Source organism: Actinacidiphila sp. bgisy144 (assembly GCF_057708105.1).
Genome location: NZ_JBYIRM010000011.1, coordinates 93,788 through 112,040 on the forward strand (window position 1 = coordinate 93,788; position 18,253 = coordinate 112,040).

Annotated in this window: 14 protein-coding genes; 10 read left to right on the forward strand and 4 right to left on the reverse strand. The window is 71.9% G+C overall.

What is annotated here, in order from left to right; all coding sequences use genetic code 11:
- The first annotated feature begins 64 nt into the window (after nt 1-64).
- The 10 genes from AC3EVP_RS15240 to AC3EVP_RS15285 all read left to right on the forward strand — a co-directional run bounded on the left by AC3EVP_RS15240 (nt 65) and on the right by AC3EVP_RS15285 (nt 12,167).
- Nucleotides 65-1,564, forward strand: coding sequence for an SDR family NAD(P)-dependent oxidoreductase (locus AC3EVP_RS15240; protein ID WP_335982128.1), 1,500 nt, complete (start codon nt 65-67; stop codon nt 1,562-1,564).
- 148 nt (nt 1,565-1,712) lie between these two features.
- Complete coding sequence (locus AC3EVP_RS15245; RefSeq protein WP_335982126.1) at nt 1,713-3,797, forward strand: hypothetical protein; 2,085 nt, start codon at nt 1,713-1,715, stop codon at nt 3,795-3,797.
- A 176-nt stretch (nt 3,798-3,973) separates the two neighbouring features.
- Nucleotides 3,974-5,041, forward strand: coding sequence for a glucose-1-phosphate thymidylyltransferase (locus AC3EVP_RS15250; protein ID WP_335982124.1), 1,068 nt, complete (start codon nt 3,974-3,976; stop codon nt 5,039-5,041).
- On the forward strand, nt 5,038-6,021 hold the full coding sequence (gene rfbB, locus AC3EVP_RS15255; RefSeq protein WP_335982121.1) for a dTDP-glucose 4,6-dehydratase: 984 nt from the start codon (nt 5,038-5,040) through the stop codon (nt 6,019-6,021). Before AC3EVP_RS15250 ends, rfbB begins: the two co-directional genes overlap by 4 nt.
- Nucleotides 6,022-6,062: 41 nt before the next feature.
- Nucleotides 6,063-6,914 carry a dTDP-4-dehydrorhamnose reductase gene (gene rfbD, locus AC3EVP_RS15260; RefSeq protein ID WP_435130536.1) on the forward strand — a complete coding sequence of 284 codons (852 nt, stop codon included), beginning with the start codon at nt 6,063-6,065 and terminating at the stop codon, nt 6,912-6,914.
- Nucleotides 6,907-8,439: a lipopolysaccharide biosynthesis protein gene (locus AC3EVP_RS15265; RefSeq protein WP_435130407.1), complete on the forward strand. Its 1,533-nt coding sequence runs from the start codon at nt 6,907-6,909 to the stop codon at nt 8,437-8,439. The genes rfbD and AC3EVP_RS15265 overlap by 8 nt, the downstream gene beginning before the upstream one ends.
- 20 nt (nt 8,440-8,459) lie before the next feature.
- A complete protein-coding gene (locus AC3EVP_RS15270) occupies nt 8,460-9,188 on the forward strand; it encodes a glycosyltransferase family 2 protein (RefSeq protein WP_335982115.1) in 729 nt (242 codons plus the stop codon).
- Between the two features lie 5 nt (nt 9,189-9,193).
- Nucleotides 9,194-9,568 (forward strand): DUF2304 domain-containing protein, encoded by a 375-nt coding sequence (locus AC3EVP_RS15275; RefSeq protein WP_335982113.1) that lies wholly within the window; start codon nt 9,194-9,196, stop codon nt 9,566-9,568.
- Nucleotides 9,565-10,503: a glycosyltransferase family 2 protein gene (locus AC3EVP_RS15280; protein WP_435130410.1), complete on the forward strand. Its 939-nt coding sequence runs from the start codon at nt 9,565-9,567 to the stop codon at nt 10,501-10,503. Before AC3EVP_RS15275 ends, AC3EVP_RS15280 begins: the two co-directional genes overlap by 4 nt.
- Nucleotides 10,500-12,167, forward strand: coding sequence for a DUF6020 family protein (locus AC3EVP_RS15285; RefSeq protein WP_435130412.1), 1,668 nt, complete (start codon nt 10,500-10,502; stop codon nt 12,165-12,167). The genes AC3EVP_RS15280 and AC3EVP_RS15285 overlap by 4 nt, the downstream gene beginning before the upstream one ends.
- 25 nt (nt 12,168-12,192) lie before the next feature.
- On the opposite strand, the gene AC3EVP_RS15290 is transcribed toward AC3EVP_RS15285, so the two are convergent.
- The 4 genes from AC3EVP_RS15290 to AC3EVP_RS15305 all read right to left on the reverse strand — a co-directional run bounded on the left by AC3EVP_RS15290 (nt 12,193) and on the right by AC3EVP_RS15305 (nt 18,116).
- Nucleotides 12,193-12,981 (reverse strand): class I SAM-dependent methyltransferase, encoded by a 789-nt coding sequence (locus AC3EVP_RS15290; protein WP_335982107.1) that lies wholly within the window; start codon nt 12,979-12,981, stop codon nt 12,193-12,195.
- A 124-nt stretch (nt 12,982-13,105) separates the two neighbouring features.
- On the reverse strand, nt 13,106-13,726 hold the full coding sequence (gene rfbC / locus AC3EVP_RS15295; RefSeq protein WP_335982105.1) for a dTDP-4-dehydrorhamnose 3,5-epimerase: 621 nt from the start codon (nt 13,724-13,726) through the stop codon (nt 13,106-13,108).
- 189 nt (nt 13,727-13,915) lie between these two features.
- Nucleotides 13,916-15,991: a glycosyltransferase family 2 protein gene (locus AC3EVP_RS15300; RefSeq protein ID WP_335982103.1), complete on the reverse strand. Its 2,076-nt coding sequence runs from the start codon at nt 15,989-15,991 to the stop codon at nt 13,916-13,918.
- Between the two features lie 361 nt (nt 15,992-16,352).
- The gene (locus AC3EVP_RS15305) at nt 16,353-18,116 is read right to left on the reverse strand and encodes an FG-GAP repeat domain-containing protein (RefSeq protein ID WP_435130415.1); all 1,764 of its coding nucleotides are present in this window, start codon (nt 18,114-18,116) and stop codon (nt 16,353-16,355) included.
- Nucleotides 18,117-18,253 lie beyond the last annotated feature (137 nt).

An 18,253-nucleotide genomic window follows, 5' to 3' on the forward strand; every position in this document is an offset into this window, starting at 1 on the left:
TGCGAGACGGTTACCGGGGGTGAGACGATCCCCGTATCTCTTGTTGCCGCTAGGTAGGTCTCACGTGTCCCAGCACCATGCCCAGACCCGTACCACCGCCGTCATCCTCGCCGGGGGTACCGGGCAGCGGGTCGGCCTGTCGATTCCCAAGCAGCTGCTGAAGATCGCCGGCAAGGCGGTGATCGAGCACACGCTCGCCATCTTCGAGCAGTCGGACGCGATCGACGACGTCATCGTGCTGATGGCGCCGGGCTACGTCCCCGACGTGGAGAAGATCGTCGCCAAGGCCGGGCTGAAGAAGGTCAGCCGGGTGATCGAGGGCGGCGCGACGCGCAACGAGACCACCGAGCGCGCCATCGCCGCGCTGAGCGAGGGCCTCGCCCCGGGCGAGGACAGCAACGTGCTGTTCCACGACGCGGTGCGCCCGCTGATCTCCGAGCGGGTCATCGCCGACTGCGTGACCGCGCTGGAGCGGTACGAAGCGGTGGACGTGGCGATCCCCTCCGCGGACACCATCATCGTCACCCGCACCCACGGCGGCGACGGCGAGTTCATCACCGAGGTGCCCGACCGCTCCCGGCTGCGCCGCGGCCAGACCCCGCAGGCGTTCCGGCTGTCCACCATCCGCCGGGCGTACGAGGTGGCCGGCGGCGACCCGAACTTCCAGGCCACCGACGACTGCTCGGTCGTGCTGCGCTACCTGCCCGACGTGCCGATCTACGTCGTCCCCGGCGACGAGCACAACATGAAGGTGACCACCCCGGTGGACGTCTTCATCGCCGACAAGCTCTTCCAGCTCGCTTCCACCGCCGCCCCCGGCCAGTCCGACGAGGCCGCCTACCGCGAGCTGCTCGCCGGCAAGACCCTGGTGGTCTTCGGCGGCTCCTACGGCATCGGCGCCGACATCGCGGCGATGGCCGAGGGGTACGGCGCGAAGGTCTTCGCGCTCGGCCGCTCCACCACCGGCACCCACGTCGAGGACCCCGAGCACGTCGACGACGCGCTGTCGCGGGCGTACGCGGAGACCGGCCGGATCGACTACGTGGTGAACACCGCCGGGGTGCTGCGGATCGGCAAGCTCGCCGAGACCGACAACGCCACCATCGAGGAGGCGCTGCGGGTCAACTACCTCGCCCCGGTGCAGATCGCCCGGGCCGCGCACAAGTACCTCGCCGAGACCCGCGGCCAGCTGCTGCTCTACACCTCCAGCAGCTACACCCGGGGACGCGCCGAGTACAGCCTGTACTCCTCCACCAAGGCCGCCATGGTGAACCTCACCCAGGCGCTCGCCGACGAGTGGGCCGGCGACGGCATCCGCGTCAACTGCGTCAACCCCGAGCGGACCGCGACCCCGATGCGCACCAAGGCGTTCGGGCAGGAGCCGGCCGGCACCCTGCTCTCCTCGGAGGCGGTCGCCCGCACCTCGCTCGACGTGCTGCTGTCCACCCTCACCGGCCATGTGATCGACGTCCGCCAGCAGGACCCGATGCAGGGCCTGTCCGGTGCCTCCGGGATCGAACGTGCGCTGGCCCATGTCCTCGCCCAGGGGGAGGACGAGCAGTAGTCTTGCCAGGATCGGATCGACAGTCCTTGGGCCCGTGTGCTGCGGTGCGCCCAGGGACTTCGTCCGTTGATGAGGCCGACCAGGCCCCCGACCCCCGCCTTTTTCCCATTCGACGTCCCGTTCGACATCGCACTGGAGCAGTCACCCCGTGATCTCAAAAGCCATTCGCCTGGCGCGTGTGGCGTCCGGCGGCGAACTCGCCGCCGCGCTGCTCATGCTCCTCAGCTACCCGTGCCTGGTCGTCGCCGCGCTGCTGCCGAGCCTGTGGTTCTTCGTGGCCGCCGGCGTGGTCAGCTACGCGACCGACTGGTACCTGCACCGGCGCCGCTCGTACCTCATCAACCGGCTGAGCAAGGCCCGGGCCGGGCTGTCGCTGCGCTTCCTGCTGCGTGAGCTGACCCTGGTGCTGCTGATGGCGCAGCTCAACCTGGCCAACAGCCGGGCGTTCTCCGCGGCCATCGTCTGCTTCCTGGTCTTCTACGGCATGCAGGCCCCGCACTCGGCGCTGGTCACGCTGATCCGCAACCGCCGCAAGCTGCCGTTCGGTACCCGCAACATCGACCTGGGCGGGATGCGCATCACCAAGGCGCCGCCGACCGCGCTGACCTCGCGTGCCGCGGAGAAGATGCTGCACCTGGACCTGTTCGCGGCGGCCGGCTTCCTGATCTACGCCAAGGCCGGGCACATCGGGTACGTCTACGCCGGTGCCGTGCTGACGCTGGGCCTGGGCGTGCTGTACACGCTGGCGCTGGCGCCGTACCTCACCCGCCGCCGGCTGCCGGCGAAGACGGACGAGGCGCTGGCCTTCATGGACACCTGGCTGCGCTCCTACCGGCCGACCACGGTGCTGTACTTCTCCGGCTCCCCGGACTCCGCGTACCAGGTCAACATGTGGCTGGACACGATGGCGGACCTGCCGGGGGAGCGGCCGCTGGTGATCCTGCGCGAGCGGGCGATCCTGCTCCAGCTCGCCGACACCGCGGTGCCGGTGCTGTGCGTGCCGGGCGCGGTGCACCTGATGAACATGGACCTGTCCACGGTGCGGGTCGCGCTGTACCCGGCGAACGTCGGCAAGAACATCCACCTGCTGCGGGTGCCGAGCATGAAGCACGTCTTCGTCGGCCACGGCGACAGCGACAAGGTCGCCAGCATCAACCCGTTCAGCAAGGCGTACGACGAGGTGTGGACGGCCGGCAAGGCGGGCCGCGACCGGTATGCGCTGGCCGACGTCGGCGTGCGCGACGAGGACGTGGTGGAGGTGGGCCGGCCGCAGCTGGCCGGGATCACCGCCTGGGACGGCTCGGCCGCGGCCGGTATCCCCACCGTGCTGTACGCGCCGACCTGGGAGGGCTGGACCGACGAGCCCGGCAACACCTCGCTGATCCTGGCGGGCGCCAACATCATGCGCGGCCTGGTGTCGTCGGCGACCCCGGTGCGGGTGCTGTACAAGCCGCACCCCTTCACCGGCACCGTCAACCCGAAGGCGAAGCGCGCCCACGAGAAGGTGGTCGCGGTGCTGGCGAAGGCGAACGCCGAGCGCGCCGCCGACCCGGCGTGGGCGGCCCGGATCGCCGAGGGCAAGGCGGCGCAGGCCGCGGCCGGCGCCGAACTCGCCTCGATACAGAGCGAGTTGGACGCGCTGGTGGCCGAGTCGACGGCCGCGGACGGCGACATGGCGACCATGTCCCGCGACTCCATCGCCGACCCGCAGCTGGCCGCGCGCCTCGCGGAGCTGCGCGGCCGCTGGAACGCCGCGTACTGGCAGTCGCTGAGCGCCTGGGAGCACCAGGTCGTCACCGGCCCGATGCCTCACCTGTACGAGTGCTTCAACGAGTCCGACGCGATGGTCTCGGACATCTCCAGCGTGGTGTCGGACTTCGTGGCGACCGGCAAGCCGTACGCCATCACCGACTCCGCCGGGCTGGGCGAGGAGGAGTTCAAGCGGCAGAACACCGCCGCCCGTGCCGCCCTCGTGCTGGACAACTCCGCGGCCCGGGTCGGCGAGCTGGTCACGGCCGTGGTCAGCCCGGAGCAGGACCCGCTGGCCGGGGCGCGCAAGGAGATCAAGCAGTACCTGCTCGGCCCGGACCACCCGACCTCGATCGAGCGGTTCTCGCAGGCCGTGCGCGACCTGGCGCACCGGGCCGACGTGCGCCTGGCGCAGCAGGCCGCGCTGGGCCAGACGGATGACGCCGATCTGTTCGGCGGTCCGGCCGCGCAGGCCACGACCTAGGACCTGGCGGACATCCGGCAGCGTCGGACGCTGCCTGACACCCGTGCCGGCTCCCGGCCCGGCACGGGTGTACGGGAACTGAACGCGCCATGGCGGTCCGGGTATGCTCGCAGCCGGGGGCGCGGGTCGCGACCCGCAGTGACCGCCTCCGACTCCGTCTGCATGGGACACCTAACGTGAAAGCACTTGTGCTCTCCGGCGGGGCGGGCACCCGCCTCCGACCGATCACTCACACCTCCGCCAAGCAGCTGGTACCGGTCGCCAACAAGCCGGTGCTGTTCTACGGCCTCGAGGCCATCGCCGAGGCCGGCATCACCGAGGTGGGCATCATCGTCGGCGACACCGCCGAGGAGATCAGGGAAGCGGTCGGCGACGGCTCCGCCCTCGGTATCGATGTCACGTACATCCCGCAGGAGGCGCCGCTCGGGCTGGCGCACGCGGTGCTGATCGCACGGGAGTTCCTCGGCGACGACGACTTCGTGATGTACCTCGGCGACAACTTCATCGTCGGCGGGATCTCCGGCCTGGTCGAGGAGTTCCGCGCGGAGCGGCCCGACGCGCAGATCCTGCTCACCAGGGTGCCGAACCCGACCTCCTTCGGTGTCGCCGAACTCGACGCGCAGGGGCGGGTGAAGAACCTGGAGGAGAAGCCGAAGCAGCCCAAGAGCGACCTGGCGCTGGTCGGCGTCTACCTGTTCACCCCCGCCGTCCACGAGGCGGTGCGCGCGATCAAGCCGTCCTGGCGCGGCGAGCTGGAGATCACCCACGCCATCCAGTGGCTGATCGACGACCAGCGCGACGTGCGCTCCACCACCATCTCCGGCTACTGGAAGGACACCGGCAACGTCACCGACATGCTGGAGGTCAACCGGTCGGTGCTGGACACCCTCGAGCCGGAGGTGCTCGGCGAGGTCGACGACCAGAGCGAGATCATCGGCCGGGTCCGGATCGAGGCCGGGGCGAAGGTGTCCGGCAGCCGTATCGTCGGCCCGGTCGTCATCGGCCCCGGCACGGTCGTCAACGACGCCTACGTCGGCCCGTACACCTCCGTGTCGGAGAACTGCCGGATCGAGGACAGCGAGATCGAGTACTCGATACTGCTGCGCGACTCCTCGCTGACCGGCGTCCGCCGCATCGAGGCGTCGCTGATCGGGCGCAACGTCGAAGTCACCCCGGCCCCCCGCAACCCTGCCGCGCACCGCCTGGTGCTCGGCGATCACAGCAAGGTGCAGATCTCCTCATGACCGACCGCATACTGGTGACCGGCGGGGCCGGCTTCATCGGCTCCCACTACGTCCGTACGCTGCTCGGCCCCACCGGCCCCGGCGACGTGGCGATCACCGTCCTGGACAAGCTGACCTACGCCGGCAACCCCGCGAACCTCGACGAGGTCCGCGACCACCCCGGCTTCCGCTTCGTGCAGGGCGACATCTGCGACGCCGGGCTGGTGGACAAGCTGATGGCGGAGCACGACCAGGTGGTGCACTTCGCCGCCGAGTCGCACGTCGACCGCTCGATCCTGGGCGCCACCGAGTTCATCACCACCAACGTGGCAGGCACCCAGACGCTGCTGGACGGCGCGCTCCGCAACGACGTGCGGACCTTTGTGCACATCTCCACCGACGAGGTGTACGGCTCGATCTCCGAGGGCTCCTGGCCCGAGACCGACCCGCTCCAGCCGAACTCGCCGTACTCCGCGGCCAAGGCGTCCAGCGACCTGATCGCGCTCGCCTACCACCGCACCCACGGCCTGGACGTGCGGGTGACCCGCTGCTCCAACAACTACGGGCACCACCACTTCCCGGAGAAGGTCATCCCGCTGTTCATCACCAACCTGCTGGACGGCGGCACGGTGCCGCTGTACGGCGACGGCGGCAACGTCCGGGACTGGCTGCACATCGACGACCACGTGCAGGGCATCGACCTGGTACGGAACCTCGGCCGCCCGGGAGAGGTCTACAACATCGGAGGCGGCACCGAGCTGTCCAACAAGGAGCTGACCGGCCTGCTGCTCGAAGCGTGCGGCGCCGGCTGGGACAGCGTGGAGTACGTCGAGGACCGCAAGGGCCACGACCGCCGCTACTCGGTGGACTGCACCAAGATCCGTACCGAGCTGGGCTACGAGCCGCGGAAGGACTTCGCGACCGGCCTGGCCGAGACCGTCGCCTGGTACCGGGAGAACCGGGCCTGGTGGGAGCCGCTGAAGGAGCGCGCCAAACTGTGAAACCGCCGAACGCGACGTGGCTGGTGACCGGAGCCGCCGGAATGCTGGGCCAGGACCTGCTGGTCCGGCTGCGGACCGAGCCGGGGGCCGCGGTGGTGGCCCTGGGCAGCACCGCCCTGGACATCACCGACCCCGAGGCGGTCGCCGCCGCGATCGCCGAGCACCAGCCGGTCCTCGTCGTCAACTGCGCGGCCTGGACCGGGGTCGACGACGCGGAGACCCGCGAGGCGGAGGCCGCGGCCATCAACGCCGACGGCCCCCGCCACCTCGCGCAGGCGTGCGCCAAGGCCGGGGCGAAGCTGCTGCACGTCTCCACCGACTACGTCTTCGCCGGTGACGCGGACCGCCCGTACGCCGAGGACGCCCCCACCGGCCCGCGCGGCGCCTACGGGCGCACCAAGCTGGCCGGTGAGCGGGCGGTGCTCGACACCCTGCCCGAGGACGGCTACGTGGTCCGCACCGCGTGGCTGTACGGCGCGGCGCGCGGCAACTTCGTGCGCACGATGATCCGGCTGGAGGGCGTCAAGGACACCCTCGACGTAGTGGACGACCAACGCGGCCAGCCCACCTGGACCGCGGACCTCGCCGACCACCTGGTCCGGCTGGGCACGGCGGCGCTCGCCGGGGACGCGCCGGCCGGCGTCTACCACGGCACCAGCTCGGGTGAGACGACCTGGTTCGGCTTCACCCGGGAGATTTTCCGGCTGCTGGGCGCGGACCCCGAGCGGGTCCACCCCACCACCAGCGAGGCGTTCGCGCGGCCCGCGCCGCGCCCGGCGTACAGCGTGCTCGGGCACGACCGCTGGCAGGCGGCCGGCATCGAGCCGATCCGGGACTGGCGCGCGGCGCTGGCCGAGGCGTTCCCCGCCCTGGTGGCAGCCGAACGTGGCTGAGGCCCCGGCCGGCCGGGCCGGCGGGCGGGCCCGGCGGTGGGGGCGGCGGGCCCTGGAGGTGCTGCCACCGGGCACCGCGCTGGTCGGCGCGGGCACCGCGGTGCTGGGCCTGGCCAGTTACATCCAGCTCGCCGCCGCCGGCCGGACCCTGCCGTCCGACCGGATGGCGGGGGTGTCGGTGCTGTGGACCCTGGTCTTCTCGGTCGGGCTCGGGCTGTTCTTCCCGATCGAGCAGGAGATGACCCGGCTGGTCGCGGCCCGGGTGGTGGCGGGGCAGGGCACCGGCCCGGTGCTGCGCCGCGGACTGGCCACCTCGCTGGGGCTGCTGGCCGCGGTGTGCGTGCCGGTGGCGGCCCTCGCCCACCCGGTCGCGAACCGGCTCTTCGACGGCAACCTGTCCCTGGTCGGCGCGCTGTGCGCGGCGTTCGGGGCGCTGTCGGTGGCGTACGTGACCCGCGGCATGCTCGCCGGCACCGGCCGGTTCACCGCGTACGGCGCGCAGTTGGCGCTGGACGGGGTGCTGCGGGTGGTGTTCTCGGTGGTGCTGGCGGCGGCCGGCACGCACTCGCCGCTGCTGTTCGCCGCGGTGCTGACGGTGCCGACGCTGCTGTCGGTGGTGGCGACCCTGCCGTGGGTGCGGCGCGCGGCGCGGTACGGCGCGAAGGACGCGGCGGGCCTGCGGGTCGCGGCGGCCGAGGCGGGACCGGGCGCCGGGCGCCCGGGCCAGGAGCCCGCGCCCACCGCCACGGGTGAGGGCGCGGCGAAGGCGGCGCCGGGCGGGTCGACGGCGCTGCGGCTGTCGCCGCCGATGCCGTGGCGGGCCCTGTGGTCCGGGCTGCTCGCGCTGATCCCCTCCACGCTGCTGGCCCAGCTGCTCGTCAACATCTCGGTGATCAGCGTCAAGCTGCTGGCGCCGGACGACACCGCGTTCATCACCGCGCTGCTGTCCGCGGTGGTGCTGGCCCGGGTGCCGCTGTTCGTCTTCGGCTCGCTCCAGGCGTCGCTGCTGCGCGGGCTGTCCGAGGCCGTCGCGGCCGGCGACCGGGCCGCGTACCGCCAACTGCTGCTGCGTACCGCGGCGTTCACCGGGCTGCTGGGCGGCACCGGCGGGGTGGTGGCGGTGGCGCTGGGGCCGTGGCTGGTGCCGCGGCTGTTCGGGTCGCCCGACCTGCTCGGCTGGACGGACTTCGCCTGGCTGTCGGCCGGCACGCTCTGCTACATGCTCGCGTCGGTGCTCGGCCAGGCGTTGCAGACCACCGGGGGCCATGGACGGCAGCTGCTGTCGTGGGCGATCGGCACCGCCGCGCTGCTCGGAGTGACGTTCAGTCCGTTGCCGATCCGTGACCGGGTCGAGATCGCCTATGCCGTCGGGGCGGCCATCACCGCGATCCTGCTCTCCATCCGGGTGACTTATGCCATCCGGAAGCAACCTTCGCGTCACTTCGACCGTCAAGCTGGGTGGACGGATGCCATACAGGGGGCCAACTTCCCGGAACCCGCGGAGCATCCGCAATCGGTTGAATAGTTGACGAAAGGTGCGCTCCTATGGCGATCTCCAGCGCGCCGCGCCTTGCCGACAAGCGCACCTTCGGTGACGTCTGGCTGATCATCCCGGTCTACAACGAAGCACCGGTCGTGGCCGGCGTGGTGGCCGAGGCGCTGCGGACCTTCCCCAACGTCGTCTGCGTCGACGACGGCAGCGCCGACGGCTCCCCGGCCGAGATCGTCGGCAGCGGCGCCCACCTCGTCCAACACCCCGTCAACCTCGGCCAGGGCGCGGCGATCCAGACCGGGCTGCACTACGCGCTGTCCCAGCCGGGCGCCGAACGGTTCGTCACCTTCGACGCCGACGGCCAGCACCGCGTCGAGGACGTCATCACCATGCTGGCCGTCGCCCGGGCCCGCGCCGCCGACGTGGTGCTCGGCTCGCGCTTCCTGCGGCCCGGCGGCGAACGGGTCGAAGTGCCCTGGACCAAGCGCCTGGTGCTGCGCACCGCGGCCGCGGTCAGCCCCACCGCCCGCCGGCTGAAGCTCTCCGACGCGCACAACGGGCTGCGGCTGTTCAACCGGTCCGCCGCCGCCCAGGTGCACATCACCATGAACGGCATGGCGCACGCCTCGGAGATCACCGGCTTCCTCGCCCGCTCCGACCTCCATGTGGTCGAGTCCCCGGTGTCGATCCGCTACACCGACTACTCACGGGCCAAGGGGCAGTCGCTGCTCAACGGCGTCAACATCCTCTTCGACCTGTCCCTGAACCGCGAGAAGGGCTGAGGCCGGTGCTCATCCAGTTCGTGCTGCTGTCCGCGGTGGTCGTGCTGCTCGCGGTGTTCATGCGCAGTTGGAACACCACCAGGACCCGGGCGTGGAAGCGGATCGCCTTCCTCGCCTTCTGCTTCGTCAACGCGTACGCGGTGCTGCGGCCCGGCGACACCACGAAGGCTGCCCACCTGCTCGGCGTCGGCCGCGGCACCGACCTGGTGCTGTACCTGCTGGTGGTCGGCGTGACCGCGCTGGCGCTCAACACCTACCTGCGGTTCCGCGCCATGGAGCGCCGGCTGACCGAACTCGCCCGTGACGCCGCCCTGCGCACGGCCCACCGCCCCGAGCCCGGGCGGCCGCTGGCCGCCATGGAAGGCGAACGCTCCCAGTGACCGACACGCTCGACATCATGCTGCCCTACTACGGCGACCCCGCGCTGATGCGCGACGCCGTCCGCAGCGTCCTCGGCCAGACCGACCCGGACTGGCGGCTGACCGTCGTCGACGACGACACACGGCCCGGCGTACCGGAGTGGTTCGCCGGCCTGGACGACCCCCGGGTGCGCTACTTCCGCAACGCGCGCAACCTCGGCGTCACCGGCAACTTCCGCCGCTGTGTGGAGCTGGCCGACTACCCGTACACCGTGCTGATGGGCTGCGACGACCTGATGCGCCCCGGCTACGTCGCCACCGTGAAGGCGGCCCGTGCCGCGATGCCGGGCGCCGCGATGTACCAGCCGGCGGTGCGGGTCATCGACGGCGCCGGGCGGCCGGTGAACACCCTGGTCGACACCGCCAAGCGGCGGCTGTACTCCGCTGCGCCCGACCGGCGCGCCCAACTCGGCGGCGAGCGGCTCGCGGTCAGCCTGCTGCGCGGCAACTGGCTGTACTTCCCGGCCATGTGCTGGCGCTCCGACCTGCTCAAGGAGGTCGGCTTCCGCGCCGACCTGACGGTGGTGCAGGACCTGGCGCTGGTGATGGAACTGCTGCTGCGCGGCGAGCAGTTGGTGACCGATCCGGCGGTCTGCTTCGACTACCGGCGGCACCTGGCCAGCGAGTCGTCCGCGCAGGCGGTCAGCGGCTCCCGGTTCGCCGAGACCCGCCGGCTGCTGCTGGAGCTGGCCGCCGACTTCGACGCGCTGGGCTGGGACCGCGCCGCGCGCACCGCCCGCCGCCACCTGTCCACCCGGCTGCACGCGCTGCTGATGGTGCCGGGCGCGCTGCGCGGCCGGCGGCTGGCCGCGGCGCGGGAGCTGACCGGGCACGCCTTCGCCCGTTCGCCCCGCCCGGCGTCGGCGTCGGCGTCGTCGTCGGCGGCGGCCCGGTGAGCGGCTCCGGTCCGGCCGGGGGCTGGCGGGCCGGCGCCCAGGTGAACACCTCCGCGCAGCCGCGGACCGACAGCGCCGGGACCCGCGCCCCGGGGGAGGAGCCCGGCGGGAGCGGCGTGCCCCCGGGTGCCTCCGCGGTGGGGCCGCGCGGCGGGTACGGGAGGCGGCGCTGGTCGCCCGCCCGGGTCCCCGTCCGCCTGCGGCTGCCGCTCGCGGTCTACGCCGCCTGCCAGGTGCTGCTGTTCGGCTGGTGGGCCGCCTTCTACCCCGGCCGGATCAGCGGGGACAGCCTCACCTACATCTACGAGGTCACCACCTCCCACTGGCGCTCGGACCACTCGGTCGCCTACGACAGCCTGCTGTGGCTGTCGCTCCGGCTCACCGGCGGCATCGCGGCCCTGACCTTCGTGCAGACCGTCGCCATGGCCGCCGCGCTGGCGTACGTGTGCGTGGCGCTGCGGGACCTCGGGGTGCGCGGGCGGTGGAGCGCGATCGCCGCGGCGGTCGTCGCCGCGGCCCCCATGACCGGCTCCTTCACGGTGTTCGTGTGGAAGGACGTCGCCTACACGATCGCGACCCTGGTCGCCTTCGGCGCCGTGGTCCAGCTCACCGCCCGGCGGCTGCGCCGCGAACAGGCCGTCCGCGACCGCTCCTTCCGCCGCCAGGTGCTGACACTCGCCCTGGGCTGCCTGGGCATCGGCCTGTTCCGCAACAACGGCTTCCCGGTGATCATCGCCGCCGGGGTGCTGCTGGTGCTGCTGCTGCCGGGCATGCGCCGCAAGATCGCCCTGGCGACCGCGGTGCCGCTGGTCATCACGCTGGCGATGAACAACCTGGTCTACCCGGCGCTCGGCGTCCAGAAGCCGCGCCCGGACGAGGTGTACGCCTTCAACTACGCCGACATCGGCGTGGCCTACGCCAAGCGCCCCGACGTCTTCACCGCCTCCGACCTGCGGCTGATGCGCAGTGTCGCGCCGCTGTCGCACTGGCGCGGCCCGGGCGGCGACTGCCATGTGGCGGACCTGATCATGCACAAGCCGATGGACCGGATCAAGGCGGGCAAGGAGAACGGGCAGCTGCTCGCCCTGTGGGGGCGCATCCTCGAACACCACCCGCAGCTGATCGTCGGCGCCCGGCTGTGCCGCGCCGACATCGCGTGGGCGTTCACCGGCCACACCGGCCTGTACGCCGCCTCCAACCGCCACGTGCTGCACTCGTGGTCGGCGTTCGGCCTGTCCTCGGTGCGGGAGCTGCCGTACCACTCGTCGCTGCACGACGCCCCGCTGTCGTACAAGCTCGACCACCTCGCCACCCGGGCCTACCAGTGGACGCAGGCGCCGCACCGGACCCCGCTGCTGTGGCGCGGGGTGAACTGGACCTACCTCGGCTACCTGCTGGTCGCGGTGGCCGCGCTGCGCCGCCGCAGATACGAGCTGCTGGCGCTGGCGGTGCTGCCGCTCGGCCTCCAGGCCACGGTGCTCGCGGCCAACCCGTCGCCGCTGTGGCGCTACATGTGCGCGGCGCTGTTCGTGGGCATCCTCACGGTGCCGGTCGTCACGCTGGCCGGCTCCCGGCGGCTGCCGTGGGAGCGGGCCGGGCGGGAGCCGGCCCCGCCGCCCGCCGCGGACGGGCCGCCCACCGGGGACGGCCCGGCCGCGGTGTAGGCGGCGGGGCGCCGGGAGGCGCCGGTCAGCTCACCGACTCGATCTGGCGGCGGAGCGCGCCGAACGACGAGCGGCCCCGCCGGATGTTGCGGGCCCGGACCAGCGACGGCCAGAAGGGGGCCCGCAGCAGCGTCTCGGGGTTGACCGCGTTCTTGCGGAGCAGCAGCTCCTCCGGGATGTCCTGCGGGTCCTCGGTGGCGTACTCCGCGATGATCTTGTCGTAGTTGTCGCGCAGCACCGTGTTCGTCGGGTCGGCGCCGAAGACGGCGGTCACCCCGGTCTTCACGGTGTCCACGTCGACGACCGTCAGGTCGGGGCGGTAGCGGCGCAGCACCTGGGCGACCTTGAAGACGTCGCCGGCCCAGTCCTTGGTGTGCCGGTCCCGGGCGGCCTCGTCCACGTTGCGCGGCAGCATGTCGTCGAAGACGATCACGCTCGACCAGCGGGAGTGCTTCTCGACGTTCATGAAGTCGCGCAGCGCGTACTCGAAGATGTGCATGCCGTCGATGAACGACAGCTCCAGCACGGGGTCGCCGACCAGCGCCAGCGGGTCGCGGCGGCCCAGCGCCCGGAACGGGTTGCGTCCCGGGCGCAGGTGCAGCAGGGGGTCCTTGCGGCTGAAGAAGGCGTCACTGGTGGCCCGCACCAGGTGGACGTCGCAGCTGATCGACTGGGTGAGCTTGAACGCCGGGTCGATCGCGACGGACGGTACCCGCGACAGCGCGAGGCTCTTCCCGTCGTTGACGCCGATCTCCAGATAGTTGCGCGGCTTGTAGACCTTGTGCAGCCTGCGCAGGAACTCATGACGGTGCACTGGTACAACCCCTCGATGCGTTTCGCATGGTTCGGTGGGAGTGATGGGGCGACGCTAGCGTGTGCTCCGCCGTATCGACATCGTTCAGGAGAACTTTGTCGAATCATCAGACCCTTGGAGGGTTTCAGGCGCCGGCGGAGCTTCCCGGGCCGCCCGACCGCAGCTCGGCGGCGAAGGCGAGGCAGTCGTCGTACGACGGCAGCAGGCCCTGCGCGCGCGCCTCGGCGAGGGTGGGCGCCTGCGCGTCCTTCTCCGACAGCAGCGGCTCGACGTCCGCCGGCCAGGCGATGCCCAGCTCCGGGTCGAGCGGGTTGATGCCGTGCTCGCGCCCGGGGGCGTAGCCCGCCGAGCACAGGTAGACCACCGTCGCGTCGTCGGTGAGGGCCATGAAGGCGTGTCCCAGGCCCTCGGAGAGGTAGACCGCGTGGTGCAGGTCGTCGTCCAGCCGTACGGCCTCCCACCGGCCGAAAGTCGGCGATCCGACCCGGATGTCCACGATCACGTCGAGCACCGCGCCGCGCACGCACTTGACGTACTTCGCCTGGCTCGGCGGCACGTCCGCGAAGTGCACCCCGCGCAGCGTGCCGCGGCTGGACACCGAGCAGTTGGCCTGCGCCAGGTCCAGCCGGTGCCCGAGGGACTCCTCGAAGTCCCCGGCGCGGAACCACTCGTGGAAGCTCCCGCGGCTGTCCGGGAAGATCTTCGGTTCGTGCACGAAGGCACCGGCGATGTCGAGTTGCCGCATGCGGATCACGTCCTTGGGGGTTTCAGCGGGTGGGTCGCAGGGAGGTGCGGACAGGGGAGGGGGAGCCGTCGACGGGCCGGGGAACCGGCCGCGGAACGGGCGCGGAACGGGGCGCCGGAAATCACCCGTGCGGAGGACGGGGCCCCGCCGACAGCGCGGGACCCCGTACGAGTGACAGCGCCGGTACTGCTAGGCGCCGAAGCGCGCGGCCATCCGGCGCAGTTTCCGGCGGGAGCCGGGCGCCAGGCGCCGCATCACGGGGCCGCCGATCCGCTTGAGCATGCTGCGCTTGGCGGTGCGCCGCCGCTGCGCCTGGGCCTCGCGCGCGGTGGCCGGGTCGACCGTGTCCAGGCCCTCCACCGGGTGCAGCCGGCCCCGGTCGTCGATCCGGACCTTTCCGATCTTCAGCTCGGGCCCGGACGTCGCGCCGTCCAGCCGCGCCGACAGCTCCCAGGTGCCCGGGCGCAGCCCGGTGAACGGCGCGGCGCTCTCCTTCAGGTCGGCCGGGCGCAGGTGCACCCGCCCGCCGACCGGCTCCAGCACGGCGGGCAGCCCGGCGAAGGCGGCGTCCGGGCCGGTGCCGCGCAGCACCAGCCAGGCGCGGGAGGCGGCGGTGCCCGGGTGCGAGACCGCGGCCAGCTCCAGCTCCAGCCGGTCGCCCGGCATCCGCAGCACCTCGCGCTTGGCGAGCGCGTCGCCGAGCTTCTTGCCGCGCCGCGCCACGTCCAGCGTCAGGTTGCCGTGCGGGTCGGTGAAGTACGGCACGGTGAGCTGCGCCGGCTCGCCGAGCAGCGCGGGCAGGCACGCCTCGTCCACGCCCGGCGCCCGGTCCGCGCCGAGCCGGGCCTTGCGGACCAGGCCGAGGCCGCGCACCGGCACCCACACGTCCCACATGCCGCGGGCCAGCGCGTCACGGCCCTTGACCGCCTTGGGGTCGAGGTAGCCGGTGCCGCGCATGACCACCTCGCACAGGGTGCCCTCCGGGCCCCCGGCGACGGTCGGCAGCTCCTCCACGGCGGTCTCGAACTCCGCCGGGCAGGGCCACTCCACCGCGGTCTCCCGGTCGCGGAGGCTGATCTCGGCGCGGTAGCCGTCGATCTCGCCGGTGACGTCGACCAGCTCACCGTCGTCGAGCAGGTCGCGGTGGAAGTCGGGGTGCAGGTAGTAGCGGTCGCCGCGGCGCAGCAGCGCCAGCGGCTTCTTCTCGTCGCCCCACACCAGGCGCGCGGTGACGGTGATGGCGATCCGCCCGTCGACCCAGCGGAAGTCCTCCAGCCGGGCCACGCCCTTGACCGACGCCGCCCGGCGGGCGACCTCGACCAGCTGCTCGCGCCGCTCGTTGCGCAGCAGGGTGGAGCGCACCCGCAGGATCGCGCCGAGCCCGTCGTGCACCCCGTCGTTGACGAAGTCGCGGGCCACGTCGTTGACCGCGTCGATCATCTCGTCGCGGTACTCGGGGCTGTACTTCAGGACGGACGGCTCGCTGAGCCGGCCGAGCATCTCGACCCGGTAGAACCGCCGCAGCAGCTCGTCGCGGAACGCGCCGGGCTCGGTGTTGGCGACGACGACGTCCAGCACCTCGCGCAGGTTGCCGTAGTAGCCGGTCGGGATGATCTTCGCCGAGCCGGCGTTCTTGCCGTCGTCGCGCCTGGAGTAGTGGTAGCAGGTGTAGTCGCCGAGGATGGAGACGACCTTCGCGGGGAAGTACGCCTCCATCATGTACAGCTGGTCCTCCAGCCGCCGCTTGCCCTCGGGGTAGGCGATCTTGTTGTCCCGCAGGAACTGGGTGCGGAACATCTTGTGCGGGGTGAGGCTGTCCACGAGGGGCGCGTCGTGGATGGTGCACTTCTCCCGGGTGACCCGGAAGACGCCGTGCGGGACGCCGCGGAAGTTGCTGGCGACCTTGCCGAAGACGATGTCCGAGCCGTTGCGGTGGCCCAGGTCGTACAGCCGGCGCAGCGCGTCGGGCGTCATGTAGTCGTCCTGGTCGACGAAGTGCACGTACTCGCCGCGCGCCTGCTCGACACCGATGTTGCGGGGCTTGCCCGGCCATCCCGAGTTCGGGATGTGGATGACCCGCACCTGGGAGTGCTCCGCTGCGAGCTTGTCCAGTCTCGCGGGGGTGTCGTCGGTCGAGCCGTCGTTGACGAACAGCAGCTCCAGTTCGTCCGCCGGCAGCGTCTGCCCCAGCAGTGACGCAATGCACGGCTCGATGTACTTCCCGGGGTTGTAGACCGGGACGATGACGCTGACCTTGACCGACATCCTTGTTTCCGCCTCGCCTTTCGCAGCGCTGGTTCGGGCCGCTGGTATGTCCGCTGAATCCTACGGCGCCATGAAAAGGGCGCCGCGCCGAGCGCGGCCGTACATCAGGTGTACACCGGCAGTACACCGCACTCTGCGGTCAGACTGATGAGCGGGCGAAAGGATGTACGCCGGCCGCGGATTGTGACGATCGTCACGTCGTTGGAAGCTGCCGGCAGGGGTTGTCCCGGTCGCGGGGGCCGTACGGGACAAGGGCGCCGACACCGGTTCGTACGGTGTCGGCGCCCTTGTGATGCGCCGGTGGATCTCAGGCCGACCTCAGGCCGGCTTCGGCCGGCTTCAGGCAGGCGTCATACGGTCGTCAGGTCAGGTCGGCGTACTGGCTCCAGCCGGCGCCGCCGATCGAGACCCGCGCCTTGAAGGTGCCGGTGCCGGTGCCCGCGTAGAAGTACAGCCCCTTCGAGCTGCGGGCGAGCAGGTCGGCGATGCCGTCGCCGTTGAGGTCGCCGGGCGCGATGAGCTTGTTGTACTGGCTCCAGCCGGCGCCGCCGATCTGCTTCTTCGCGCCGAACGGGGCGCTCGCCTTGCCGGTCCCGGCGTACAGGAACAGCCCCGCCGAGGAGCGGGCGACGATGTCCGCCTTGCCGTCGCCGGTGAGGTCGCCCGCGCCGACGATCTGGTTGTACTGGCTCCAACCCGAGCCGCCGACCTGCACGCGGCCCTTCATCGACAGGCCGTTGCCGTCGCCGGCGTAGAAGTACAGCGCCGAGGAGGTGCGGGCGATCAGGTCGCCCTTCCCGTCACCGTTGAGGTCGCCGGGGCCGACCACCAGGTTGTACGACTTCGAGCCGCCCGCGAGCATGTCGTCGTTCGCGGCGTAGTCCGCCAGGTTGTACAGGTGGCCGTCGTACAGGCCCTTGCCGATCAGGTCGGACTCGCCGTCGCCGGTCAGCGCGGAGACGTGGTAGAGCCGGATCGCGCTGCGGTCGAAGCCGGAGCCCACGTCGTACTTGGCGGTGAGCTTCCCGGTGCCGGTCGCGGCGTAGTAGTAGAGCGTCCCGCCGGGGGTGTTGGCGAAGATGCCGTCCTTGCCGAACGCCGGGGCGGCGCCGCCGCCCGCGAACAGCTGGACGTTGCCCCAGTCGGTGCCGGCCTTGCCGCGGGTCGGGTTGATCGTGCCGTTGCCGTTGCCCTCGTAGAAGTAGAGGGTGCCGTCGTAGGACCGGGCGATGAGGTCCTCGGTGCCGTTGCCGTCGTAGTCACCGCCGCCGACGATCTGGTTGTACTGGTTCCAGCCGGTGCCGCCGATCTGGTACTTCGCGGAGAACGACGGGGTCGCGGTGCCGCTGCCGGTGTACAGCCACAGGCCGGCGGAGTTGCGGGCCACCACGTCGCCGATGCCGTCGCCGTTGAAGTCGCCGACGCCGACCAGCTGGTTGAACTGGCTCCAGCCCGCGCCGCCGATCTGCACGGCGGAGCCGTACGGCGCGCTCGCCTTGCCGGTGCCGGCGAAGAAGTACAGCCCGGTGGTGCTGCGCGCCAGCAGGTCGGGCCTGCCGTCGCCGTTGAGGTCGCCGGGGCTGAAGATCTTGTTGTACTTCTGCCAGCCGGTGCTGACGGTGGTGTAGCCGGCGAGCGCGTTGTCGCCGAGCGGGGAGGAGCCGCTGTGCACCTGGAGCGAGCCGGTGGCGGTGACCGTCAGCAGGTCGGGCCTGCCGTCGCCGGTGATGTCGCCGGGCAGCACCAGGTCCTTCAGCTGCGCGCTGTCGATGGCCGTGTAGTAGCCCTGGTTGCCCAGGTCGAGGGTGACCTCGCCGTCGTCGAACTTGTAGACGAGGTCGTCCGCGCCGTCGCCGTCGAAGTCCGAGCTGTGGACCAGCCCGGTGGCGGTCTGCGGGGTGGTGGTCCGCGGGGTGGCGGTCTTGCCGCCGACCTTCTTCGAGCGGCCGGGCACGCTGAGGTGCGGCCGCTCGGCGGTGACCGACGGCTTCTTGACCGGGCCGGGCACCTGGGAGCCGGCCGCGGCCGCGGTGCCGCTCAGCGCGCCGGTGACCAGCAGGCCGGCGCAGCCGAGCACCGCGCAGGCGGCCGTGCGGCGGCCTGTGCGGCGAAAGGAGTTGGACACGTGTGTGTTCCTTCGTCGAGGAGATCGAGGAGTGCGATGCGGAGCGCCACAGCGCCGGGCCACGTGTCGTGGGCATCATCGCGTCACTCGCGGATCGCCCCGACCGCCGAAGTCCCCCCCGGGCGCTCCGAGTTCCT

Bases quoted from the DNA above. Each gene is read 5' to 3' on its own strand.
- rfbD (WP_435130536.1), top strand. From the start codon at position 6,063: ATGCTGGGCCAGGACCTGCTGGTCCGGCTGCGGACCGAGCCGGGGGCC.
- rfbC (WP_335982105.1), bottom strand. From the start codon at position 13,726: ATGCGGCAACTCGACATCGCCGGTGCCTTCGTGCACGAACCGAAGATC.
- AC3EVP_RS15300 (WP_335982103.1), bottom strand. From the start codon at position 15,991: ATGTCGGTCAAGGTCAGCGTCATCGTCCCGGTCTACAACCCCGGGAAG.
- rfbB (WP_335982121.1), top strand. From the start codon at position 5,038: ATGACCGACCGCATACTGGTGACCGGCGGGGCCGGCTTCATCGGCTCC.
- AC3EVP_RS15270 (WP_335982115.1), top strand. From the start codon at position 8,460: ATGGCGATCTCCAGCGCGCCGCGCCTTGCCGACAAGCGCACCTTCGGT.